This window comes from Bartonella refiksaydamii (genome assembly GCF_902652675.1).
GTDB lineage: Bacteria > Pseudomonadota > Alphaproteobacteria > Rhizobiales > Rhizobiaceae > Bartonella > Bartonella refiksaydamii.
In genome coordinates this window covers 77,662-103,523 of sequence record NZ_LR736292.1, presented here as the reverse complement: position 1 = coordinate 103,523, position 25,862 = coordinate 77,662, and the positions used below count along the sequence as shown (strand labels likewise).

17 protein-coding genes are annotated in these 25,862 nt (G+C 36.2%); 13 read left to right on the top strand and 4 right to left on the bottom strand.

The genetic code is table 11. The features are described from left to right. Nucleotides 1–114 precede the first annotated feature (114 nt). The 6 genes from proS (at nucleotide 115) to GQO39_RS02860 (ending at nucleotide 9,261) form a co-directional block, all read left to right on the top strand. Nucleotides 115–1,440 carry a proline--tRNA ligase gene (gene proS / locus GQO39_RS02885; protein ID WP_156850873.1) on the top strand — a complete coding sequence of 442 codons (1,326 nt, stop codon included), beginning with the start codon at nucleotides 115–117 and terminating at the stop codon, nucleotides 1,438–1,440. A gap of 11 nt (nucleotides 1,441–1,451) precedes the next feature. After that, nucleotides 1,452–2,720, top strand: coding sequence for a lipoprotein-releasing ABC transporter permease subunit (locus GQO39_RS02880; RefSeq protein ID WP_156850872.1), 1,269 nt, complete (start codon nucleotides 1,452–1,454; stop codon nucleotides 2,718–2,720). Continuing rightward, on the top strand, nucleotides 2,720–3,400 hold the full coding sequence (locus GQO39_RS02875; RefSeq protein WP_156850871.1) for an ABC transporter ATP-binding protein: 681 nt from the start codon (nucleotides 2,720–2,722) through the stop codon (nucleotides 3,398–3,400). The genes GQO39_RS02880 and GQO39_RS02875 overlap by 1 nt, the downstream gene beginning before the upstream one ends. 75 nt (nucleotides 3,401–3,475) lie before the next feature. Next, the gene (locus tag GQO39_RS02870; protein WP_156850870.1) at nucleotides 3,476–3,766 is read left to right on the top strand and encodes an FAD assembly factor SdhE; all 291 of its coding nucleotides are present in this window, start codon (nucleotides 3,476–3,478) and stop codon (nucleotides 3,764–3,766) included. A gap of 5 nt (nucleotides 3,767–3,771) precedes the next feature. Next, entirely contained in the window at nucleotides 3,772–7,272 is a 3,501-nt protein-coding gene (gene mfd, locus GQO39_RS02865) for a transcription-repair coupling factor (protein ID WP_156850869.1), read from the top strand. 1,377 nt (nucleotides 7,273–8,649) lie between these two features. Continuing rightward, nucleotides 8,650–9,261: an invasion associated locus B family protein gene (locus GQO39_RS02860; RefSeq protein WP_156850868.1), complete on the top strand. Its 612-nt coding sequence runs from the start codon at nucleotides 8,650–8,652 to the stop codon at nucleotides 9,259–9,261. A gap of 78 nt (nucleotides 9,262–9,339) precedes the next feature. Here GQO39_RS02860 and GQO39_RS02855 read toward each other — a convergent pair whose 3' ends face one another. Then, a complete protein-coding gene (locus GQO39_RS02855; RefSeq protein ID WP_156850867.1) occupies nucleotides 9,340–11,958 on the bottom strand; it encodes an Rne/Rng family ribonuclease in 2,619 nt (872 codons plus the stop codon). A 607-nt stretch (nucleotides 11,959–12,565) separates the two neighbouring features. Here GQO39_RS02855 and GQO39_RS02850 point away from each other — a divergent pair. The 3 genes from GQO39_RS02850 to prfB all read left to right on the top strand — a co-directional run bounded on the left by GQO39_RS02850 (nucleotide 12,566) and on the right by prfB (nucleotide 17,732). Then, nucleotides 12,566–13,795 carry an N-acetylmuramoyl-L-alanine amidase family protein gene (locus tag GQO39_RS02850; RefSeq protein ID WP_156850866.1) on the top strand — a complete coding sequence of 410 codons (1,230 nt, stop codon included), beginning with the start codon at nucleotides 12,566–12,568 and terminating at the stop codon, nucleotides 13,793–13,795. 155 nt (nucleotides 13,796–13,950) lie between these two features. Then, complete coding sequence (locus GQO39_RS02845) at nucleotides 13,951–16,416, top strand: penicillin-binding protein 1A (RefSeq protein ID WP_156850865.1); 2,466 nt, start codon at nucleotides 13,951–13,953, stop codon at nucleotides 16,414–16,416. Nucleotides 16,417–16,603: 187 nt separating this feature from the next. Then, nucleotides 16,604–17,732 (top strand): peptide chain release factor 2 gene (prfB, locus tag GQO39_RS02840; RefSeq protein WP_156850864.1). Its coding sequence is split into 2 segments (ribosomal slippage): nucleotides 16,604–16,672 and nucleotides 16,674–17,732, totalling 1,128 coding nucleotides; the frame shifts between segments, so codons are not numbered across the junction. A gap of 128 nt (nucleotides 17,733–17,860) precedes the next feature. Here the strand turns inward: prfB and GQO39_RS02835 are convergent. The 3 genes from GQO39_RS02835 to GQO39_RS02825 form a co-directional block, all read right to left on the bottom strand. Beyond that, nucleotides 17,861–18,343: a peroxiredoxin gene (locus GQO39_RS02835; protein ID WP_156850863.1), complete on the bottom strand. Its 483-nt coding sequence runs from the start codon at nucleotides 18,341–18,343 to the stop codon at nucleotides 17,861–17,863. Nucleotides 18,344–18,571: 228 nt separating this feature from the next. After that, on the bottom strand, nucleotides 18,572–19,825 hold the full coding sequence (gene tyrS / locus GQO39_RS02830; RefSeq protein ID WP_156850862.1) for a tyrosine--tRNA ligase: 1,254 nt from the start codon (nucleotides 19,823–19,825) through the stop codon (nucleotides 18,572–18,574). A 293-nt stretch (nucleotides 19,826–20,118) separates the two neighbouring features. Continuing rightward, nucleotides 20,119–20,799 (bottom strand): alpha/beta hydrolase, encoded by a 681-nt coding sequence (locus GQO39_RS02825; RefSeq protein WP_156850861.1) that lies wholly within the window; start codon nucleotides 20,797–20,799, stop codon nucleotides 20,119–20,121. 160 nt (nucleotides 20,800–20,959) lie between these two features. On the opposite strand from GQO39_RS02825, the gene GQO39_RS02820 reads away from it, so the two are divergent. From GQO39_RS02820 to sufD, 4 genes are all read left to right on the top strand, one after another. Further along, a complete protein-coding gene (locus tag GQO39_RS02820) occupies nucleotides 20,960–22,099 on the top strand; it encodes a cysteine desulfurase family protein (RefSeq protein ID WP_156850860.1) in 1,140 nt (379 codons plus the stop codon). Between the two features lie 168 nt (nucleotides 22,100–22,267). After that, the gene (gene sufB / locus GQO39_RS02815; protein ID WP_156850859.1) at nucleotides 22,268–23,779 is read left to right on the top strand and encodes a Fe-S cluster assembly protein SufB; all 1,512 of its coding nucleotides are present in this window, start codon (nucleotides 22,268–22,270) and stop codon (nucleotides 23,777–23,779) included. A 52-nt stretch (nucleotides 23,780–23,831) separates the two neighbouring features. Next, on the top strand, nucleotides 23,832–24,587 hold the full coding sequence (gene sufC, locus GQO39_RS02810; RefSeq protein WP_156850858.1) for a Fe-S cluster assembly ATPase SufC: 756 nt from the start codon (nucleotides 23,832–23,834) through the stop codon (nucleotides 24,585–24,587). Nucleotides 24,588–24,598: 11 nt separating this feature from the next. Beyond that, nucleotides 24,599–25,858, top strand: a complete 1,260-nt coding sequence (gene sufD / locus GQO39_RS02805) for a Fe-S cluster assembly protein SufD (protein WP_156850857.1) — start codon at nucleotides 24,599–24,601, stop codon at nucleotides 25,856–25,858. The last annotated feature ends 4 nt before the right edge of the window (nucleotides 25,859–25,862 follow it).

Below are 25,862 nucleotides of genomic sequence, written 5' to 3'. Positions count from 1 at the left end.
TTTCAACAATATGATCGTTATATTTGCAAGCATTCAGAATGTAGCTATAGATGAGCATATACTATATTTAAATTGTTCTAATATGATAGGCCTGATTAGGAGTTAATTATTTCAATGCGTCTTTCTCAATATTTTCTTCCACTTTTAAAAGAGAATCCTAAGGAAGCAGAGATTGTTTCTCATCGATTGATGTTGCGTGCAGGTATGATTCGCCAACAAACATCAGGGATTTATTCTTGGCTTCCTTTAGGTAAAAAAGTGCTTGATAAAGTTTGTAAGATTATTCGTGAGGAACAAGAACGAGCTGGTGCTATAGAAATATTAATGCCTACAATTCAATCTGCGGAACTTTGGCGTGAAAGTGGTCGTTATGATGATTATGGTTTGGAAATGCTCCGTATTAAAGATCGTCAAAAGCGTGATTTGCTTTATGGTCCGACAAATGAAGAGATGGTAACAGATATTTTTCGTTCTTATATCCATTCTTACAAAGATCTTCCGCTCAATTTGTACCATATTCAATGGAAGTTTCGTGACGAAATCCGTCCACGTTTTGGTGTGATGCGTTCACGAGAGTTTTTAATGAAAGATGCTTATTCTTTTGATCTTGATTATGAAGGTTCTCAAACATCTTATAATCGTATGTTTATTGCTTATTTACGTACTTTTTCTCGTCTTGGCTTAAAAGCAATTCCTATGTGTGCTGATACAGGCCCAATTGGTGGTGAACTTAGTCATGAATTTATTATTTTGGCTGAAACAGGAGAAAGCGCTATATTCTGTGATAAACAATTTCTTGAATTTACTGCTCCGCACAGTTCGATTGATTTTAATGATAAAGCTGTTTTAGCTAATATCGTTAAACAGTGGACATCTTTTTATGCAGCGACAGAGGAAATGCATAATGAAGAAGAGTGGGCTAAAGTTCCTGATAAAAATCGTCTTTCAGCTCGTGGTATTGAAGTAGGGCATATTTTTCACTTTGGCACGAAATATTCTGCTCCGATGGGAGCAAAAGTTATGGGACAAGATGGAAAAGAACATGTGGTTTCTATGGGGTCTTATGGTATTGGGCCTTCTCGTCTCGTTGCGGCAGTTATTGAAGCTTCTCATGATGAAAATGGTATTATTTGGCCAAAGTCGGTCGCACCGTTTGATTTTGGTATCATCAATATGAAACCAGATGATGAGGAATGTACGCGTGTGTGTGAAACTCTTTATCAAGAATTAATACATGCTGGTTTTGATCCATTATTAGATGATAGAAATGAACGTCCTGGCTCAAAATTTGCAACAATGGATTTAATTGGTTTACCAACACAAATAATTGTTGGGCCTAAAAGCATTGCGCAAAATGAAGTTGAAATGAAAGATCGCAGAACGGGTATTAAAAAAGCTCTAACGGTTGAAGATGTACTCAAACAATTTTCTGTGATTTGATAGGAAATATTATGAAGAGGCTGAGAAGTAAATGGTTTTCATCTTATGAGTGGATGATTGCTTTTCGTTATATGATCCCCAATAAAAAACATGCCGTTGCATCTGTTATTTCAATCATTTCTCTCATTGGAATTATGTTAGGGGTGTTTGCTCTTGTTGTTGTTATGGCGGTGATGAATGGTTTTCGTACAGAACTTCTCAATCGTATTCTTGGTATGAATGGACACCTTATTGTTCAGGCAGTTAATTCTGGATTTTCCGATTATAAGACACTTATTTCCTCTTTAGAATCTGTGAATGGTGTAAAATTTGCTTTACCTGTTATTGAAGGTCAGGCGCTTGTTCAGGGTGAACTTGAAGGAGGATCTGGTGCATTAGTTCGTGGTATGCGTAAACAAGATTTAGAAAAACTTAAAACAGTATCCCAAAATATTGGGTTAGGTTCACTTGCTCAATTTGATAAAGAGGAAGGTGTTGCAATTGGAAGTGCTTTAGCATCAAAATTGGGGCTTACCGTTGGGAGTAATCTTCGTATTATTACACCAGATGGTGATGCGACTCCTTTTGGAGTCACGCCACGTGTTAAGGCTTATAAAGTTGCTGCTATTTTTGAAGTGGGCATGTCTGAATATGATTCAATATTCGTTTTTATGCCTCTTCACGAAGCGCAAATGTTTTTTAATTTAGGAGATCAGGTGAAGTCTTTAGAATTATTTCTGAATAATCCTGATTCTGTTGAAAAAATAAAACCAGTTGTAGAGAAAGTTGTTAATCAACAGATTTATTTAATTGATTGGCGTGAACGCAATCAGGCTTTTTTTTCAGCCTTACAGATTGAACGGAATGTTATGTTTTTTATTCTTTCTCTTATTGTTCTTGTTGCTGCTTTAAATATTATTTCAGGGTTAATTATGCTTGTAAAAGATAAAAGCCATGATATTGCAATTTTACGTACGATGGGCGCACAACAAAGTGCAATTCTGCGTATATTTATCGTCACTGGTATGATGATTGGATTTATTGGAACAATATTGGGGTTAATTTTTGGTGTTATAGCAACTGCAAATATTAATCATATTCAGGATTTTGTATCTTGGTTATTTAATGTTGATGTTTTTAATCCTCAACTTTATTTTTTAACAAAATTGCCTGCGCAAATCGAGTGGGGACAGACAGCTATGGTTGCTGTAATGGCTCTATTTTTGTCATTTCTTGCAGCACTTGTTCCGGCATGGCGAGCTGCTAAACTGGATCCTGTACAAGCTTTAAGGTATGAATAATGACAGCTATTTTAGAGCTTGTAGAGATTGAGAGACATTTTTTTGAAAGTAATACACCTCTCATTATTTTAGATAAAGCGAATTTTATTCTTAATCGTGGGGAACTTGTAGCACTTGTAGCACCATCTGGAGCTGGAAAATCTACACTTCTTCATATTGCTGGATTATTGGAAAAACCGACGGCTGGTGATGTGATGTTACGGGGAATTTCTTGTGCAAAGCGTTCTGATAATGAGCGAACAGCTATCAGACGACATGACATCGGTTTTGTCTACCAATTTCATCACTTGCTTCCGGAATTTACGGCTTTAGAAAATGTTATGATCCCGCAAATGATAGCAGGATTTAAAAAGTCTATAGCAGAAGATCGTGCACTTAAATTGCTGACATATCTGCGTGTTTCTCATCGTGCTAATCATCGCCCATCAGAATTATCCGGCGGCGAACAACAACGTGTTGCTATTGCACGTGCAGTAGCAAATGGTCCTTCAGTTCTTTTGGCTGATGAGCCTACGGGGAATCTTGATCCTGTAACTTCAGCTTATGTATTTCAAGCCTTATCTGCGCTTGTTCGTCAATCTGGTCTTTCTGCTCTTATTGCAACGCATAATTACGCTTTGGCTAAACAAATGCATCGTCGAATTACGCTTAAAGAAAAAAAGATTATTGAACTTCCCTAGGTTAAGATACAAAGTTTATTTTACCAATTGAAAACGGAATTTATACCACTTTTCACTTAATTCAAGGAGATTTTTATGACAAATTTTGTCGTTGATGAAAATTCGCTAGACGTGCGCCGTCGCCGATTGGTTTTTCGTGCATGGCACCGTGGTATTCGTGAAATGGATTTAATTTTGGGACACTATGTAGATTTCCATATTGCTGGGATGAATGCTAAAGCGATTTCTGAACTTGAGTATATTATGTCTTTTGATGATCGCGATTTGTTGGCATGGGTTACGGGAGAAGTTTCACCACCTTCTAGAGTTGATAGTCCACTTTTTCGCGACGTTATAAACTATCATGTTTGCATAAATTTAAATTGATCTCTATGCCTATATTTAAAAAAATTATCTTCCCCCAAAACATTTCTGCCCATATCAGCTTTGATGGAATTACTGATGGATTTGAAGCCTTTGCACTTGCCAAACTGAGTTCAGAAATTGCACAAAATAAACCACTTATTTATGTTGTCCGTGATGGAACAAAAATTGCTCATTTACAGCAAGTTTTAAACTTTATTGAGCCCAATTTGCCTGTGCTTCAATTTCCTGCTTGGGATTGTTTGCCCTATGACCGAGTATCACCTGGGATTGCTGTTATGGCACGCCGGTTCTCAGCTTTGGCACATATAGCAAATTTACGTAAGAATCCATCTTCTGCAATTATATTAACAACAGCAAATGCGATTATTCAAAAACTACCCCCTCATGAAATAATTGAGAATCAGATGCTTCATGTACGTGTTGGTCAGCGCGCGAATATGGGGCATTTAATTCAATTTTTAGAATTCAATGGTTTTGAACGCGTTACAGTTGTTCGAGATGTTGGTGAATTTGCTGTGAGAGGAGGAATTCTTGATATTTTTTCTCCCATTGACATTGAACCTTTACGGCTTGATTTTTTTGGTGACACTTTGGAAACCATTCGCGTATTTGAAACAGCAACACAAAGAACAACAAATAAAAGAACTGAATTTTCATTACACTCGATGAGTGAAGTTGTTCTTACACCTGAACGTGTAAGCCAATTTAAAAGCAATTATATTCGTACATTTGGTGCGTCACAAAAAAATAACATGCTTTATGAAGCTCTTTCTCAAGGGCGACGTTTTTCTGGTATGGAACATTGGTTACCTTTTTTTTATGAGAAACTTGACACTTTTTTTGACTATTGCGGTAACTTACCTATTGTCTTTGAATATTGCATAGAAGAAGTGCTTATTGAGCGCTATCGCCTTATTGAAGATTATTATGATGCACGCAAAGAGCTTGAAACTGATAAAAAGAATCCTGCTTCTTACCATCCAATAGAGCCTGAACTCCTTTATTTAACACCAGAGCGTGTTTTAGAGTGCGTGCAACAATCCGGACAGCGTATTGATTTTACGCCTTTTAATATTCCACAAACTTTTGAACAAACTGTTGTTCACGCGAATATTAAACTAGGATATGACTTTGTGAAGGAGCGTAATGCACAAGAAAAAAATGTTTTTTCAAGTGTCGTTCATCATATTACTTCATTGCGTGCTGCGGGCAAGAAGGTTCTCTTAGCTTGTTGGAGCGAAGGTTCAATGAATCGTTTGTTGCAGGTTCTTGATGAGCATGGATTAAAAAAAATAGAAATTGTCAAATCATTACAAACTGTAAAAGCAACGCCCAGAGATCATATAACTGCTGCGGTTATAATGATTGAGCATGGTTTTGAGACTGAAGATTTTGTTATTGTAGCAGAACAGGATATCCTAGGTGATCGATTAATAAGATCTCCACGACGGCGTAAACACAACACAAATTTTATCTCTGAAATTTCTGCTTTAAACTCTGGTGATATTGTTGTGCATATTGACCATGGTATTGGACAATTTGTTGGTCTTAAAGCCATTACAACCACTGGAATTTTACGAGATTGTCTTGAAATTAAGTATGCCGAAGGTGATCGACTTTTTTTACCCGTTGAAAATATCGAGCTTCTTTCACGTTACGGATCGGAAGGAACAGATGTAACGTTAGATAAATTAGGTGGAGTTGCTTGGCAAGCGCGTAAAACACGACTAAAAAAACATTTATTGGAAATGGCAGATCAGTTAATCCGTATAGCTGCAGAGCGAGCTACGCGATCTGCACCTGCTTTGATTCCACCAATTGGACCATTTGATGAATTCGTTGCATGTTTTCCTTATGAAGAGACGGAAGATCAAATGGATGCAATTGATGCGGTTTTAGATGATTTGGCATCAGGAAAACCAATGGACCGCTTAATATGTGGCGATGTTGGTTTTGGAAAAACAGAAGTTGCTATTCGAAGTGCTTTTGTTGCAGCATTAAATGGATATCAAGTTGCTGTTGTTGTGCCGACAACTTTGCTTTCACGACAACATTACAAAACTTTTATTTCACGCTTTCAAGGATTACCTATTAAAATTGGTCATGCTTCAAGGCTTGTAAAAACTAAAGAACTTTCACAAGTGAAAAAAGGCATTGCAGATGGTACGATTGATATTGTCATTGGAACGCATGCATTATTAAGCGATGCAGTTAATTTTTTACGATTAGGACTTCTTATCATTGATGAGGAGCAGCATTTTGGTGTAAAACACAAAGAGCGGTTAAAAAAGCTTAAAAGTGATATTCATGTTCTTACCCTTTCAGCGACTCCTATACCTCGAACTTTAGGGTTAGCATTATCAGGGGTACGCGAACTTTCATTGATAACGACTCCACCCATTGATAGAATGGCGGTGCGTACTTTTATTTCACCGTTTGATTCACTTGTTATACGTGAAACATTGCTTCGAGAATATTATCGTGGTGGTCAAAGTTTTTATGTTTGTCCTCGTATTTCTGATCTTATTTCTGTCGAAGAATACCTCAAAATACATGTCCCCGAACTTAAATTTGTTGTAGCTCATGGACAAATGCCAGCTGGGCAACTTGATGATATTATGAATGCATTTTATGATGGGCAATATGATGTTCTTCTGTCAACCACCATTATTGAATCAGGTCTTGATATTCCAACAGCCAATACTTTAATCGTACATCGTGCTGAGATGTTTGGTCTTTCTGCTCTTTATCAATTGCGTGGTAGAGTAGGGCGTTCAAAACAACGTGCTTACGCACTTTTTACCTTTCCTTCTGGTAAAATTTTAACACCTGCTGCTGATCGTCGTCTTAAAGTTTTACAATCTCTTGATACGTTGGGAGCTGGTTTTCAATTAGCAAGTCATGATATGGATATTCGCGGTTCAGGTAATTTCTTAGGTGAAGAGCAATCGGGGCATATTAAAGAGGTTGGATTTGAGCTCTATCAAAAAATGCTTGAAGAAGCTATTGCTGAGTTAAAAGATGGCGAGCAAAACGAAGATAAGCAATGGTCACCTCAAATTTCACTTGGTACGACTGTGATGATACCAGAAAGTTTTGTACCTGACTTACCATTACGTATGGGGTTGTATCGTCGTTTAACAGAACTTGATAATTTAGAACAAATTGATGAATTTGCAGCAGAGTTAATTGATCGCTTTGGTCCTTTACCCCTTGAAGTTCAATATCTTCTTAAAGTCTTTTATATCAAAACATTGTGTCGGAAAGCACATGTAGAAAAATTGGATACTGGACCAAAGGGTATTGTTATACAGTTTCGCGATAATTATTTTGCAAACAGTGTTGCTCTTGTTCAGTGGATTGAAAAACAAGGATCTATGGCAAAAATTCGACCAGATCAAAGTATCGTTCTTATTCGTGATTGGACAACAGTCGATGAAAGACTCGCTGGATCAGTGACTGTTATGACACAGCTTGTAGAAATGGCAAAACAACATTCTGCTTAAATTTTTTTATTGATTCAAAACTATATAGCTTATTTTCTCTAAAGTAATTGAATCATAATTTCAAAATGAAAAAGCAAAACCATGTAGGCAACAATTCCATTTGTTGATAGAGTCTTTTTCTCAAAGAAGTTCCTACGCTTTTGAGCGGTTAATCGAGCCATCCCAATAACCTTTTGTTCTGGTATAGATATTATTGGATAAGGTGATGCCTAATCCATTTAAACTCAAAAAGTATTGATAAAATTTGTCTTACTTTTTTATCTTTAAAAAGAACCCGATGCATAAAAAACAACCTCCATGCGTTCAAGTTTGGCGAAGATTCTCTTTAAATTTTTTTTTAGTAATATGCTCTTCACGAACAGCTTAGAAATTATAGAAATATTGCTAACGATTTGGATTTGTTTTAATAAAAATATCAATTATGCCCTTTTAAAAAGCTTTAAAGCATGCTATACTATTAAGGAAATATTTCATTCGAATAATGGTAGAGTTATTTATTTTTTTTATAACGAAGAGATTTTATCATTCAGTAATGGGTATTGGGCTTGTATATCATTTGATCACCCAATTTATAATGCGCTTAATGATATAAAAATGGGTCTTTCTTTTTAAGAAATTTGATTATGTATCAGCGTTTTTAACTATTCTCGGCTTTCCATTTTAAAGAAATACCTTTGAATTTTTTAAAAGTTTATTTTAGTGTGCTTATTTTTTAATTAAAATCTTTGCCGAGAAACTATAAAGTATAAAAGCTTCATCATGGAAGCATACTATTGTTAGTTCGTAATAAGACCAGAATGTTGTCCGTCAAAGAGCAGTCACTTTATAGTTATTCTAAAATTGCACATGACAAATCGATTTAATCTACCAAATATTATGACAACACCGCAGACACTTTCACCTTTTCGATTTGCATCAGAAGATGCATGAAGAAATATTTAAATTTATCCGATAAGTTAGAAGTTCTATGCGTTGCACTACCTGATACTAGAGATTCATGGTTGAAAATAAAAATTATAATAGAAAAATTTAAATTAAAGAAAATCGTAGAATAATATAGAAGTTTACTTTAATTATATTGCAATATTAATTTATTTATGCAATCTTGACTTATTCTATTGCACTAAGATACTTATTAGTAAATTTCATAAAAGACAGATGATATAAAAAGGGGGATGTTATATATGGGTGCATAAGAGTTTAATTGGCTGTTTCTAGCCTTTTTTCCAGATTTGACTTTTCCCTTTATATTGAAGTAAAAAGCATAAAAGAGGGTGTCATTTCATTGGTTTAATTTAATACACTTGATTGAAATTATATTTAATATTCCTAATGTTGGGGTTATTGTAAAAGCGCGTTGAAAGGATTAACTTAATCATGTCGCATAAAAATGTTTGTTCTATTGTTTCAGTATTAGCTGGAGCTGCTGCCCTTTTCCTTATAATTCATCCTTCTGCGGGTGCGCAGACTTTATCTCAAGGTTGGTATAAGGTTTGTAGCAAGCAGCGTGATGTTGATGTTTGTAATACAATGAACACTGTTGTATCAAATACTGGACAGCCTTTGACGGCTTTTAATCTCGTTGAAATAAAAGGAAAACAAAATGAAAAACGTATAGGCATTCAAGTGCCTACAGGCCGTTTTTTACCAGAAGGTGTTCGTATTCAAATAGGGGATAACTTCTCTAAAAAAATTCCTTATGTTATTTGTAATGGGCCAAGTTGTATTGCCAATGATGTCTTAGATGATAAACTCATTGCTGCTATGAAAGGTGGTTCGAAAATGGTTGTAACTACAATTAATTTCCGTGGTTCAGCGAACCCTATTGAGTTTTCTCTTAATGGATTCACAGCTGCATACACAGGTCCTGGTATGGAGGAAAAAGATTTTCAACAAGAACAAATAAAGTTACAACAAGCCATTCAATCAAAGCAAAAAGAGATTGAAGAGCGTATGCGGGCTGAGCAAGAAAAAGCTAAACAAAATTAATAAATACGTAACATAAGAAAGCATTTATTATGTTTACTTATTCAAACCGTCGCAAATAATTTGCGGCGGTTTTTTTTATTAATTTTTTAAAATAGTTTTGCGTTTCCACCAACCAATACGCTCAGTTTTTGGAGCATCGTTAGGCATTGATGATATAACAACAGAATGATTGGTTTTCTCCTCAATCTTAGAGGAAGTTGCTTCGATAGATTTCTCACTTACAGTTTTTTTCTTTGATGTTTTATCTATTGGGGATGATTCTTTAGAGAGTAATTTTTTACGTGTTGATTTTTTGCCACCTGTAGGAGTTTTCTCTACCTCCTCAGAAGCAGATTTAACTACTTTTTTTGTTTTGTCTTTATGTACCGAGTTAGCTGTAAATTTTTCTTCAAGAAGTTCTGGTGTTGCTATATCCTGATTGTTCTCAGGGGAGAATTTTTTTTGCATGGCTTTTGAAAAACGTTTTTTAGGTTTAGCATCCGTATCAACTTTTACAGCCTCATCTTGTTGTAAAACTGGATATTGTGTATCATTTTTCTTTTCTTCAAATTGAACAGATTCAGCAACTGGAATACGACGCTTACGATGCGCTATTTTCATTTCTTCCAAAGACTGCTTAGCAAAATCTCCTACTGGTTCTGCATAAGGAATACGAGGTTGATAAAAACTATTATCTTGATTACGACGACCACCACGACGTCCTCGACGACGAAATCGACGATGAGACTCATCATTTAACATGTTATCTTTATTTAACATGTTGTCTTTTTTATGAGCAGTAGAGAGAGAATTGTCATTTTCACCTTGGCGATTCTTACGCCGCCGTTTCTGGTTTGTCTCAACGGGAATTGTATCTTCAGTAGATTTGCTGTCGGTGAAGATTGCATCTTCTTCTTTACTGTCATCTTCAAAGATTAATGGCGGCTGAGAAACCGACTCTGCTATTGTACCCTTAGAAATAATGCAATGTTGTGTTCCAATGCTATCATCTGCCACAATACTAATATTAAGTTTAAAGCGTGCTTCTAGATTAACAAGAATATTGCGTTTATAATTTAACACATAAAGCGCTGTTGTTACGGGAGTGCGTACAGTAATGTTATGTTGCGGATTATGAAGAAGATACTCTTCAATTGAGCGCATGACGTGTAAAGCAATTGATGATTCAGAACGCACACTTCCTGTTCCAGCGCAATGCGGGCAGGGTTGTGTCGTACTTTCTAAAACTGAGATGCGAATACGTTGACGACTCATTTCCAAAAGGCCGAAGTGTGAAATATGGCCAACTTGAATACGTGCACGGTCGCTTTTTAAACAATCTTTCAACTTTTTTTCAACCAGTTTTACATTACGCTCTTCAAGCATGTCAATGAAGTCAATCACAATCAAGCCAGCAAGATCACGCAAGCGTAACTGACGCGCTATTTCTTCTGCGGCTTCAAGATTGGTTTGTAATGCTGTTTTTTCGACAGAGAGTTCTTTAGTTGAGCGTCCAGAGTTTACATCAATAGCAACAAGCGCTTCTGTTTGATTAATAACAAGATAACCACCAGATTTTAAAGAAACTTGCGGGTGCAACATTTTATCAAGTTGAATTTCAATATTATTGCGCGCAAAAATAGGAATATAATCACGGTAAGGTTGTACAACTTTTGCATGACTTGGCATGAGCATACGCATGAAGTCTTTTGCTTCACGATATCCTTGGTCACCAGAAACAAGAATTTCATTGATATTCTTATTATAAAGATCTCTTATTGAGCGTTTTATAAGGTTGCTTTCTTCATGAACAAGGCATGGTGCTGTGGATTTGAGTGTTAAAGCACGAACAGTATCCCATAGACGTGTGAGATATTCATAATCACGTTTAATTTCAGCTTTTGTTCTATTGGCTCCAGCGGTTCTTAAAATAACTCCCATACCCTTGGGAACTGCTAATTCTTTTACAATTTCTTTCAGACGTTTGCGATCTTGTACATTCGTGATTTTTCGTGAAATACCACCACCACGTGCTGTATTGGGCATTAAAACAGAATAACGGCCTGCTAGGGATAAATATGTTGTGAGTGCAGCACCTTTATTGCCACGCTCTTCCTTGATAACTTGCACCAATAAAATTTGACGCCGTTTAATTACTTCTTGAATTTTATACTGCCGTCCTTGCTTTCGCTGATAGGCGGGAAGTTCTTCACGGATATCCTCTGCACCAACCATTTCGATATCATCACGAGAAATATTTGTATCAAATGCTTCTTCTATATCATCAATCGTTATTGCATCGGGTGTCATATCATTTTCAATATCCGCTGCCACGACATTGCTACGTTCGTCTTTTTTTGTTTTTCTGGGGCGTTTTTTATTTCTATTCGTTTCTTCAGTAAAATCATCTACATAATTTTCTTTTACAGCAGCTTTTTCCTCTTCTTCAAGAAGAGCGAGACGATCAGCAATAGGAATTTGATAATAGTCGGGATGAATTTCAGAAAATGTCAAAAAACCATGGCGGTTGCCACCATATTCGACAAAAGCCGCTTGAAGTGATGGTTCTACACGCGTAATACGTGCTAGATAAATATTCCCTTTGAGCTGTTTTTTATGTTCTGATTCAAAATCAAGTTCCTCAATTTTGTTGCCGTGAACGACAACAACACGTGTTTCCTCTGGATGAGAGGCATCTATAAGCATTTTGTTTGACATAAGTTAAAATCCTGAAGGCGACATGCGCAACTTTATTCAGACGAACAACGTAATTATTCGTAAATATAAGAGGCTGTCTGCCATAAAAGGGAGGTACCAGCAAAACAGAACGGGACACTACGTACAGATACGTGATTTCACGTGTAGCGTTTTTTATCATCATCTCCATCTGTTTTGTATGACTCATAATTTTTGTAAGTCTCCGGTAAAATAATCTTTAAAATAGTTCAGATGTCCGAACCAGCGAGTCTTAAATAACGCAATCCCAGTTTTTGTGACACAAAAATTTTTTATCCACAAAAAGCCTAAATGTGTAACATGCAATAAACCTTCTAAAGATAACTTAATATGGACTACAGATAATTTAAATGGTTACCATAGACTAGGAAGCGTAAATATTCTTTTATGTTGATATCATGGTTTTGGCAAGTAACAATATAGATACCGAGCATTATAATTATAATGTCTTTAGTTGCCTTAATTGCATTTTTTAGATGTTAAAGTGGAAGGGCTTAATATTTATTGGAAAATATGGAATAAATTTGATGCATTGCTTTGTATATGGTTAAAATCAGTTGATGCTAAGATAGAATATAGAGTGTTTTTTATGATAAGAGGGTTTTCTACCAAAAAGCCGAAAGTAGCTTGTTGGGATGTTATGTTATGCATCTCATATTATTTATTATTTTTTTTTATATTCCTAACAAACACCCAAGCTGAAAATGCCTTAAAACTTGTTAATTTGCGGATTATTGGTGATAGTGCACACACGCGTATTATTGCGTTTTTTAATGCTGAACCAAATGTTCATTTACAGATTTTGGATAAGCCGGCGCGTTTGGTTATAAATTTACCTACGGTTGATTTTTCAGAGCAAAATACATCTTTAAAGGAACAGGCTACATTATCAAGCATGTTATTAGATGTGCGTTACGGTTTTGCTGATATACGAACTTCACGCATTATTTTAACAAGCAAAATTGCTTTTATTGTTGAAAAAAGTACGATACAAAAATTAGAGAATGGTTTATGGCAACTACTGATTGATATTAGTAAAAGTACTCAAGAAAAATTTGATAACATATTTAAAAAACAGCAAAAAGCCAATTTAGATGCAAAAACGCAACTAATGCAAACGCGTAATTTTCGTGTTATTCTCGATCCTGGACATGGTGGAATTGACGGTGGTGCGCGGGGTGTTGGTGGCATTTTAGAAAAAGATATAACTTTAGCCTTTACACGTGTTCTGCAAGATGAGTTAAAAAAAGATTCTCATATCACTGTTTCTTTAACGCGCGACTCTGATGTCTTTTTGAGATTAAGTGAAAGAGTTAAAAAAGCACAAGAATTTGGTGCTGATCTTTTTATATCCATTCATGCAGATACCATTAATGTAGATTCTCTTCGTGGAGCTACAGTATATACCATATCAGACAAAGCATCTGATGCAATTGCAAAATCTTTAGCTGAAAATGAAAATAAAGTTGATCTGCTTGATGGTTTTCCTGCAGATGAATTGCTTGAAGTTACAGATATCTTAATCGATCTCACGCGACGTGAAACACATGCATTTTCGGTGAATTTTGCTAATAGTGTTATCTCAAATTTATCAAAAGGTAATATCAATTTGATAAATAATCCTCATCGATATGCTGACTTTCAAGTTTTAAGAGCTTCAGATATACCTTCTGTATTGATAGAAATAGGGTATTTATCAAATAAAGAGGATGAAAAATTATTAAATAATCCCCAATGGAGAAAACAAATGGCTGCGTCTATTGCTCGTTCTATTCGTCAATTTGCTGAATATAGGCAGAAAATTATGCGACCTCTTTAAATTTGTGAGAAAATAGAGTATCAGTGTGAACTTCTAGGTAAAAAATAGAAAACAGTTTTTTCTTTATCTCAGTTTAATAGTGGTATCCGCCTAATGTTGATGAGATAACGTGTTTTTTTCTTTGATAAATTCTGAAGAAAGCGATAGCCGTTTCGATGATGATTTTTTTTAGATATCTTCTTAGTTTTGTTATTATTCTTGGATTTTGGAAAGCAGTAATACAGGAGGCAATAGCAAAGGAACAGGAAAATGTACTTCCTGATTATGAAGTTCTTTCGCTCTATGAACCGCCTGTAATGACACGCGTCCATGCTGCTGATGGTAGCCTTATGGCAGAGTTTGCAACAAAACATCGCCTCTATTTACCAATTCAATCAATACCCAAAATTCTTAAAGAGGCTTTTATTTCTGCTGAAGACAAAAATTTCTATCATCATTTTGGTTTAGATCCCGAAGGACTTTCTCGAGCCTTAATCAATAATATCCGGAATATTGGTTCTGGAAAACGCCCTGAAGGGGCATCAACCATTACACAACAAGTCGCTAAAAACTTCCTTTTAAATTCAGAAACAACATTAGAGCGTAAATTAAAAGAGGCTATTTTGGCGATGCGTATTGAGAGGACCTATTCAAAAGATCATATTCTTGAGCTTTATCTAAACGAAATTTATCTCGGCCGTGGCACTTATGGTATTGCGGCAGCTTCTTTGACTTATTTCAATAAATCCGTCAATGATCTTACTTTAGAACAGTGTGCTTATTTGGCTGCTCTTCCAAAAGGTCCGGCGAATTATGATCCGTTCAAAAATACAAAACGTGCTGTTAATCGGCGCAATTGGGTTATAGATCGCATGATTGCAAATGGATATGTAACGCGTGAACAAGGTGAAAAAGCTAAAACAAAGCCCTTAGGAACAACAATGCGCGGCAGTGATAGCTACGTTTTTGCTGCTGACTATTTTACTGAAGAGGTGCGTCGCCGTTTAATGTATCGTTATGGGGCCAAAACCCTTTACGAAGGTGGGCTTTCAATTCGTACAACGCTTGATCCACATTTGCAACTTTTTGCGCGGCGCGCTTTACACAATGGGTTAACTAAATTTGATCATTTACAAGGTTGGCGGGGAGCTTATGGGCATATTGAGAAAAAAGATGATTGGGGCATAGAACTTGCAAATATCGCAGGGCTAAGTGATGTTCCTGAATGGCGTTTAGCCGTTGTTCTTTCTGCTAGTGCCAATAAAGTAGAGATTGGTTTACAGCCAAAGCGTGAAGCTTCAGGCTTATTATCAAAAAAACGGGAAACTGCTATCTTATCTGAAGCTGATTCAAAATGGGCATTAAATATTGTAAAAGAAAATGGCTCTCGAAAAGTTGTTCAGAACCTATCTCGCGTTCTGCAAGTTGGAGATGTCATTTTTGTTGAAAAAGTATCCAATACAAATAATATTTATCGTTTACAACAAATCCCAAAGGTTGAAGGTGCAGTTGTTGCTATGGAACCTCATACAGGGCGAGTTCTTGCAATGGTAGGAGGATTTTCTTTTGCAGCATCTGAGTTTAATCGTGCAACGCAAGCTTATCGTCAGCCTGGTTCTGCTTTCAAGCCTTTTGTGTATGCAGCGGCACTTGACAATGGATATACACCAGCATCAGTTGTTCTAGATGGTCCCATCGAAATTCGCCAATATAATGGTGAAGTTTGGCAACCTAAAAATTATGGGGGTACATTTGCAGGACCTTCAACGCTGCGTTATGGCATTGAACATTCCCGTAATCTTATGACAATACGACTTGCCTATGATATGGGAATGCCTCTTGTAGCTGAATATGCAGAGCGTTTTGGTATTGTAGATAAATTACAGCCTTATTTACCCATGGCCCTAGGAGCTGCCGAAACAACAGTTTTACGAATGGTTACAGCTTATTCAGTTATTGCCAATGGGGGGCGCTCTATTAAGCCGTCCCTGATAGATAGAATTCAAGATCGTTATGGGAAAACGATTTATCGTCATGATGATCGTATCTGTGAAAATTGTCATGCTCAGTCATGGGATAATCAAAGTGAACCTATATTGATCGATGAACGAGATCAAGTTCTTGACCCTATGACGGCTTATCAGATTACATCAATGATGGAAGGGGTTGTTCAGCGAGGTACAGCTGCACGTTTACGTTACCTCAATCGACATATTGCTGCTAAAACAGGAACTACTAATGATTCTAAAGATGTATGGTTTATGGGGTTTACCCCTGATCTTGTCGTTGGTATTTTTGTTGGTTACGATCAACCCGCACCGTTAGGATACAACGGGACAGGAAGTTCATTGGCAGCTCCTATTTTTGGTGAATTTATGGCAGAAGCACTGAAAGGAAAGCCAGATGTACCATTTAGAATGCCAGAGGGTATGATTTTAATGCCTATTAATCGTAAGACAGGTATGCTCGCGGAAAGAAGAGATCATGATGTCATTATAGAAGCATTTAAGCCAGGAACTGGACCTGCTGATATATACCAAGTAATTGGTAGTATGGATTCTTTTCAAGAAGGTGTACCTTCAGGAACAACTTCTCCACAGGTCAACAAAGCTCTTGAAAGTGGTACGGGTGGGCTATATTAATCGGCAAAAAAATCCTTTGCTATAAGTAGCTGAAGGAGAATATTTTTATCTGTTTTTTCGTAGTGTAGCTACGGTAAATAGATTGGTGCGATCAGGTCATCCATTTTTATAATCTATAAGTCTGTAAAAATGTCTAAAAATATAAATTAAAAAGATTGTAAAAAAATAAAAACTACGGTGTTAAATTATGCGAGCAGAAATAGAAACATTAGTCGACGAAATCCAAAAAGCAATTAAGTTGCTAAGGGGGCATCTTTGACTGGGATCAGTCGCTAAAACGTCTTGAATATCTCAATCAAAAAGCGGAAGACCCAACACTTTGGGATAATGCACAACAAGCGCAAGATATGATGCGTGAACGTCAGTATCTTGGTGATTCAATCAATGGCATTCGATCATTTACAAAAACACTCGAAGAATGCATTGAATTAATTGCTATGGGAGAAGAAGAAAGTGATATCGAAATTATCTCTGATGCAGAAAATTCAATACGTAATCTTAAAAGTGAGATAGATAAAAGACAAATTGATGTTCTCCTTTCCGGAGAAGCTGATTCGAATGATACTTATCTAGAAGTTCATGCTGGTGCAGGAGGTACGGAAAGCCAAGATTGGGCTTCTATGTTGTTACGCATGTATACGCGCTGGGCTGAACAGCATAAAATGAGGGTTGAGATATTAGAAATTCACGATGGAGAAGAAGCAGGAATAAAATCAGCGACTCTTCTCGTAAAAGGGCATAACGCTTATGGTATGTTGAAAACAGAATCAGGCGTTCATCGTTTGGTACGTATTTCACCATTTGATTCAAATGCGAAGCGTCATACCTCTTTTGCAAGCATATGGGTTTATCCAGTCATTGATGATAATATTGAGGTTGATGTTTCAGAGGCAGATGTTCGTATTGATACATATCGCGCATCAGGAGCCGGAGGGCAGCATGTTAATACAACAGATTCCGCAGTTCGCATCACGCATATAAAAACAGGTATTGTTGTTCAATGTCAAACGGAGCGTTCTCAACATAAAAATCGAGCAACTGCGTGGTCTATGTTGCGAGCAAGACTTTATGAAGAAGAACTCAAAAAGAGAGAAGAAGAAACAAATGCTGTTGAAGCTTCCAAAACAGAAATCGGATGGGGACATCAAATTAGATCTTATGTTCTTCAACCCTATCAGCTTGTCAAGGATTTACGCACAGGTGTTGAAAATACTGATCCACAATCTGTACTTAATGGCAATTTAGATGTATTTATAGAAGCAACACTCGCTCAACGTCTTTATGAAAAAAGCCAAGAAGTTGAAGATACAGATTAATGAGATACAACATTTCTCAAAATCTTATGAATTCATCATTTGGCGCATTAAATTCAGTCATATACCTAGATTCATTAAAGCCTATGGGAGGTTGTTCTTGCATCTTATAGTTACTCGAATAAAAAAACTTATAAACCATTACGATGTAAAAGTGTAGCAGCAGCTAACACCTCTTCAGCATGTTTAGGTACGCTAACTTTACGCCATTCTTCTGCTATCTTTCCAGTTGCGTCAATCAGAAAAGTGCTTCGTTCAACACCCATATATTTGCGCCCATACATGCTTTTTTCAACCCAAACACCGTAAGCTTCAAGTGTCGTTTTTTCTTCGTCAGAAACAAGGATAATATCGAGTTCGTGTTTTGTTTTAAACTTATCATGTTTTTTTACATTATCTGGAGATATTCCAATAATAACAACCCCAATTTCATCAAATTTTGTTTTTAATCTGGTAAAATCAATCGCTTCACTCGTGCATCCACTGGTGTCGTCTTTCGGATAAAAATATAAAACAACGAACTTTCCTTGAAGATCAGAAAGACACAATTTCCCTCCACCATCGCGTGGCAAATTAAAATCAGGAGCAAGGGTGCCTTTCATCAATCTTGTCATTTTTTGTCTTTCTTTTTTTCGTAAGTATCGTGCATAACAAGACAGAAAAGAAGTGACTCTTCAATTTTCTAAAATAAATTTATGCCGAAAATTTTTATTTCTCTTGTAGAACTCACTATATATCATGAAGACTAAATTGAAAAAATAAATTTAGCGTAAAAAATCATAAGCATTATGTAACAAAAGAACACAAAAGTTAAAGAAAGAAGACAAATAATTATAAAGAAATTAGACTGGTTTCAGTATCACGTGTTTTTTCTTACCGAAGGAAAGTTTAATTATTCCTGATACGTTAACATCTTCTTCAAAAATAAGACGTGTTTCATCTTCAATGATTTTGTCATTAATACGTACACTTCCACCTTGAACATGTCGGCGCGCTTCACTGTTAGATTTGGCTAGTTCTGCTTGAACTAAAAGAGTTAATAAACCAACACCCGTTTTTAATTTTGCTGCATTAATTTCAACAGTTGGAAGATTTTCCCCGTGTGCTTTTTCTTCAAAAGTTTTACGAGCAGTTTCTGCTGCCTCATTCGCAAGACTATGTCCATGCAACATTGCTGTAATTTCTGTTGCAAGAATTTTCTTTGCTTCGTTAATTTCAGTCCCTTGCAATGCAGAAAGTTTGAGAATTTCATTCATTGGCAATGTGGTATAGAACTTTAAAAATCGTGTAACATCAGCATCTTCTGTGTTTCGCCAATATTGCCAAAATTGATAAGGAGAAAGCATATCTGCATTAAGCCATACGGCGCCATTCAATGACTTACCCATCTTGGCACCAGAAGAAGTTGTCAGCAATGGTGAAGTTAATGCATATAACTGTGTTGTTCCCAACCGATGTCCTAATTCAATTCCGTTGATAATATTGCCCCATTGATCAGAGCCTCCCATTTGCATACGAAGGCCATAGCGCTTATAAAGTTCAACAAAATCATAAGCTTGTAAGATCATATAATTAAACTCTAAAAATGACAAAGAATGTTCACGCTCAAGTCTCAGCTTGACAGAATCAAATGACAACATACGATTGACGGAAAAATGTTTTCCTACATCACGCAAAAATTCTAAGTAGTTCAAATTGCATAACCATTCAGCATTATTGACAATGCATGCATCATTATTTTTATCACCAAATGTTAAATAGTTAGCAAATACCTTTTTAATACTAGCAATGTTTGAATCAATATCATCTTGTGTGAGAAGCCGTCGCGCTTCATCTTTGAAGGAAGGATCACCAATCAACCCAGTTCCTCCACCCATCAAAGCAATGGGGCGATGTCCGGTTTTTTGTAACCAATAAAGCATCATGATTTGAAGAAGACTTCCGGCGTGTAGACTTGATGCTGTAGGATCAAATCCAATATAAGCGCTTACAACTTCTTTTGAAAAAAGATCATCCAAGCCTTTTTCATCCGAAATTTGGTGAATAAAGCCACGTTCATTCATAATGTGTAAAAAATCAGATTTAAAGGCAAACACGAATTTTATTTCCTGACTAATATTGCATTCGTTTATATAATGAGGGGTTAGTGTACTCTCTCTACCATAAATAATGCGTATCTCACAAGAGAACGGAAAACATTGGTAACGAAAGATAATAAAACACTATTTTGCTTGTATATTTTAAGGAGGACTTCTTCTCATTGAGAGAAGATATTGTTTTTCTTCCTAAACGCAGGTTGATGTAAAAAACTAGAAAACAGTGTAAAAAAAATAAAAAGGCACTTTGTTATCAAAATGATTTCTTTCATTTTTATAAATTTCTAATGCTTTTAGGTAAGTGAAAGTATTTCAGGTGGAGGAGTAAGAAATTCACCTGTAATATGATTATCTAAATATTGTGCACATCGTTCAATAAGCTCTTTATTACATCCGCTAAAAAAATGGTTAGCACCTTCCAGTATTTCTTGTGTAACGGTAATGCCTTTTTGTGTTTTTAATTTATCCACAAGCGTTTGTACATCTTTTGGAGGAGAAACTTTATCGATATCACCGTGAATGATAAGTCCAGAGGAAGGACAAGGGGCAAGAAATGAAAAGTCATAAACATTAGGTTGAGGAGCAACAGATATAAAGCCCTCAATTTCTGGTCGACGCATTAAAAGCTGCATACCAATCCAAGCACCAAATGAATATCCAGCTACCCAACAATTTTTAGAATCAGGGTGCTGTGTTTGCACCCAATCGAGTGCAGCCGCAGCATCTGAAAGTTCTCCTATTCCATAATCAAATTCGCCTTGGCTACGACCAATACCCCGAAAGTTAAAACGTAATGTAGTAAAGCCACGTTGTTGAAACATGTAAAAAAGATCATAAACAATTTTATTGTTCATTGTTCCACCAAATTGGGGATGAGGATGTAAAATAATCGCAATTGGTGCATTTCTTTGTTGTGAAGGTTGATAACGTCCTTCCAGCCGACCTGCGGGACCATTAAAAATAATTTCTGGCATTAAATGCTCCTTAAATGCTATAAAGGCTCTCATTGACCTTGGTCGACTTTTACCATAGAATCTTTTAGTTAATCACTAGATATTCTTTTTTAAGTGCATTTTTCAAGAAAATTGCACTATTTTTTTAATCAATACATAAGATGAACGATTGTTATGTAAAATGGTTGTAAGACGCCGATATTTTGATCATAATGCGACAACACCGCTCAAGAAAACGGCGCGGGTGGCATTGCTGGAAGCCTTAGAGATCTTTGGTAATCCGTCATCTGTTCATGCGGAAGGACGTGCTGCTAAAGCTTTATTACAAAAAGCGCGTCGACAAATCGCTAAAAACCTCAACACGCATCCAGATCATGTTGTATTTACGTCTGGTGCGAGTGAAGCAGCAATGACTTTATTAACACCCTTTTATAACATGGGAAGCTCTAAAGTTCAATTTTCTCATCTTTACATTGGGGCTACTGAACATTCATCTGTTGCAGAAGGGGGACGCTTTTCTAAAGAATGCATCAGCACAGTTGCTGTTGATCAAGATGGGCTCATTAAACAAGATATATTAGCCTCTCTTTTAAGCGTTCACGATAAAACACAAGGACTTCCTCTTGTTGCTATTCAAGCCGCAAATGGTGAAACTGGTGTTATTCAACAAATAAAAGAAATAGCTGCTATCGTTCGGGATTCTGGAGGCACCCTTATTGTTGATTTGACACAATATGTAGACAAAAATTTTGTTGATATTAATCAGATGGGAGGAGATTTTTTTATACTATCTGCGCATAAAATTGGCGGTCCTAAAGGAACAGGTGCTTTTGTTTCATATGGCAACCTTTTGATGCCATATCCTCTTATTGTAGGAGGAGGGCAAGAAAAAGGTTTACGTGGAGGAACAGAAGCATTGCCGCTTATTGCTGCTTTTGGAGCAGCGATGGCTGATTGTTTTACCCCAAAAGAGATAAAGCAGTTAATGTATTTACGTAATAAATTAGAAGATGGAATACAGAAAGTGTGTACTGATGTTGAAATTTTTGGCAAAAGAGTTCAGCGTTTGCCAAACACAACTTATTTCACTGTGCGCAATATAAAAGCTGAAACTCTGCAAATTGGTTTTGATTTGGCTGGGTTTTCTGTATCTGCAGGTTCTGCTTGTTCTTCTGGAAAAGTAAAACAAAGTAGTGTCTTGGAAGCAATGGGGCATCATGTTCCCAATGGAGCAATTCGCATTTCAATAGGAAGGTGTACAACTTCTAAAGATATTGATGATTTTCTATTGTTTTTTTCTCAGATTATTAGTAACAGGTAAGGAATAGAATTTATCATTTGATAATTATAAATTAGAATTATTAAAAATAAGCTTGATTGAGATTTTTCCACTTTCCATATAATCTAAGTAGTGAATTGTTCACTTTGATTTTGTGAAAAACAAGATTTTTAGTCACCGGTTCTTGACGCCAAAAAATGGAGAAAGTTTATGCCGGCAGTACAAGAAACAATACGCCAAGTGCGTGAAATAGATGTTGATCAATATAAATATGGGTTTGAAACCAATATTGAAACAGATAAAGCTCCCAAAGGTTTAGATGAAAATATTATCAAATTTATTTCTGCTAAAAAACATGAACCTGAATGGATGTTGACATGGCGTTTGCAAGCTTTTCACCGTTGGTTGACAATGCAAGAGCCCAATTGGGCGCGTATTGAATATCCCAAAATTGATTTTCAAGAGCTTTATTATTACGCGGCTCCTAAAAACCATACAGGACCAAAATCTTTAGATGAAGTAGATCCTGAATTGTTGGCAACCTATGAGAAACTTGGCATTCCTCTCAAGGAGCAAGAAATTTTGGCAGGAGTAAGAAAACAATCTGATCCCTCTACTTTTGATGATAGTATTTATGCATCAGGACAAGTAGCTGTTGATGCAGTTTTTGATTCTGTTTCTGTTGTGACGACATTTAAAAAAGAGTTGGCACGTTCTGGCGTTATTTTTTGCTCTATTTCAGAAGCAATTATAGAACATCCTGATCTTATTAAGGAATATTTAGGAGCAGTTGTACCAGCGGGTGATAATTATTATGCCGCCTTAAATGCAGCCGTTTTTACAGATGGTTCATTTGTTTACATCCCAAAAGGGGTTCATTGCCCTATGGAGCTTTCAACTTACTTTAGGATTAATGAGCGTAACACAGGACAATTTGAACGTACACTCATTATTGCCGATGAAGATTCTTACGTTTCTTATCTTGAAGGCTGTACAGCACCTCAACGTGATGAAAACCAACTTCATGCTGCTGTTGTTGAACTTATTGCGCTGAAAAATGCAGAAATTAAATATTCCACAGTACAAAATTGGTATCCTGGTGACAAAGAAGGTAAGGGTGGTATTTACAATTTTGTAACGAAGCGAGGAGATTGTCGAGGGGATAATTCTAAGATTTCATGGACACAAGTTGAAACCGGTTCTGCGATTACTTGGAAGTATCCATCTTGCTTACTGCGTGGTGATAATTCACGTGGGGAATTTTATTCTATTGCCGTTGCAAATGGTCATCAACAGATTGATTCTGGTACTAAAATGATTCATTTAGGGAAAAATACATCAAGTCGTATTGTTTCGAAAGGTATTTCTGCTGGTTTTTCAAATAACACATATCGTGGGCAAGTTACAGCACATCGAAAAGCGAAGAATGCACGTAATTTTACGCAATGTGACAGTTTATTAATTGGTAATGATTGTGGTGCCCATACAGTACCTTATATTGAAGCAAAAAATGCAACAGCACAATTTGAACATGAAGCGACGACATCAAAAATTTCTGATGATCAGCTTTTTTATGTTATGCAGCGGGGAATTTCTGAGGAAGAAGCAATAGCGTTAATTGTGAATGGTTTTGTAAAAGAAGTTATTCAAAAACTTCCAATGGAATTTGCTGTTGAAGCACAAAAACTCATTGGTATTAGTCTTGAAGGTAGCGTTGGATAATTGTTTAGGTAAGAGCGTATTTAACGTAAAACAGTCAAAACAGGATTTAATTATGTTAGAGATAAAAAAATTACGTGCTCGGATTGTTGGGACCGATACAGAAATTATTCGCGGTCTAAACTTAACGGTTCAAGATGGTGAAGTTGCTGCTATTATGGGACAAAATGGAGCTGGAAAATCGACTTTGTCTTATTTGCTTGCTGGTCGCAATGATTATGAAGTGATAGAAGGTGATATTCTTTATAATGGGCAATCCATTTTAGAAATGGATCCAGCAGAACGTGCGTCATACGGTATTTTTCTTGCATTTCAATATCCAATGGAAATACCTGGAGTGGCAACGATGGAGTTTTTAAAAATTGCGATGAATTCTCAGCGCAAAGCGCGTGGTAATGAAGAACTTAAAATTCCTGAATTTATAAAATATGTTAAAGAGATTTCTTCAAAACTTGAAATAGATATGAACATGCTAAAGCGTCCATTAAATGTAGGTTTTTCAGGTGGAGAAAAAAAACGAGCTGAAATTTTACAAATGGCGCTTCTCGAACCTAAACTTTGTATTTTAGACGAAACAGATTCTGGTTTAGATATTGATGCGCTAAAAATTGTTGCAGATGGAGTTAATAAACTTCGGGATTCAAAACGTTCATTTTTGATTATTACCCATTATCAACGCCTGCTTAATTATATTGTCCCTGATACGGTACATGTTCTTTATAAAGGACGCATTATTAAAAGCGGCGATAAATCGTTAGCGCTCTATTTAGAACAAAATGGATATGCTGATATTATCCGTGAAGCGGCTTGAGGTCATTGAATATGAGCATGAGCGCACAGCAAGAATTGTTAAAGGTTGAAAAAGATATACTCAATAATTTTAACCGATGTATAAGCAATTTATCCGGCGATAAGACAGTCCGTAAGAGAGCTATGGAATTGTTTCAAAATACACGGCTCCCTTCACGTAAAATCGAAAGTTGGCACTATACGAATCTTCGTACGTTATTGAAATCTGTTAGTGATTTTTCAGAAGTAAATGATGGGAAATTTGTTGATTCCTTGTTTCCAGAAAAGATTGTTTTTTCTATTAAGAATGGCAAATCATCTACAGCGTCAAACATAGCAGATATTACAGTAGAACGTCTTGCAGATGCATTAAAAGAAAATTCTGTAAAGATAGATCAAATTATTTCTGATGAAGATTTTATTGGGCAATTAAACACAGCTTTTGTTACGGATGGTTGGCTTTTTCACATCCCTGAGAATACGAAGTTAACTGTTCCCATTGAATTACAAAATATTCAAATGGGGGGGCAATCCCATATTTTTTCAGACATAAAAATTGATAAAAACAGTCAAGCTGTGTTTGTTGAACACCAGATTGGCAATGATGAAGATACCTTTGTCAGTTCTATATTTTCTTTGGATATTGCTGCTTATAGTGATATTACATGGATAATTATTCGAAATCGTGGTTTCAGTTCTACACAGTTTGGCCGATTTCGTGCGGTTCTTGGTCAAGGAGCTAAATTATCGCTTTATGTGATTAATATAGGTAGCCAACTTAATCGTCAGGAAATTGATATTGAATTACAGGGAGAAGAGGCCGATTTTCAATTACGAGCAATAAATTTGCTCTCTGGGCAAACGCATAGCGATCTCACAATGAACGTTCGTCATGTTGAAGAAAAGTCAACCTCAACCGAAATTATACGCAATGTGGTTACGGATAAAGCAGTTGGTGTTTTTCAAGGAATAATATGCGTTGCTCAAAAAGCGCAAAAAACAGATGCGCGCATGGCTTGTAATAGTCTCATTCTTTCAGATGATGCGGAATTTAACGCAAAACCTGAATTAGAAATTTTTGCTGATGATGTTGCATGTGGTCATGGTGCGACGGTTGCCAATATTAATCATGATCATCTCTTTTATCTCATGGCGCGCGGCATCCCTTTTAAAACAGCTTGTGCACTTTTAATTAAAGGGTTTGTCTTCGAGCTTATTGAAGACATTAAGCAGGATAATATTCAAGCTATTTTGGGAAATATTATTAGTACGTGGTTAGAAAAAAATGTTTAAGGTA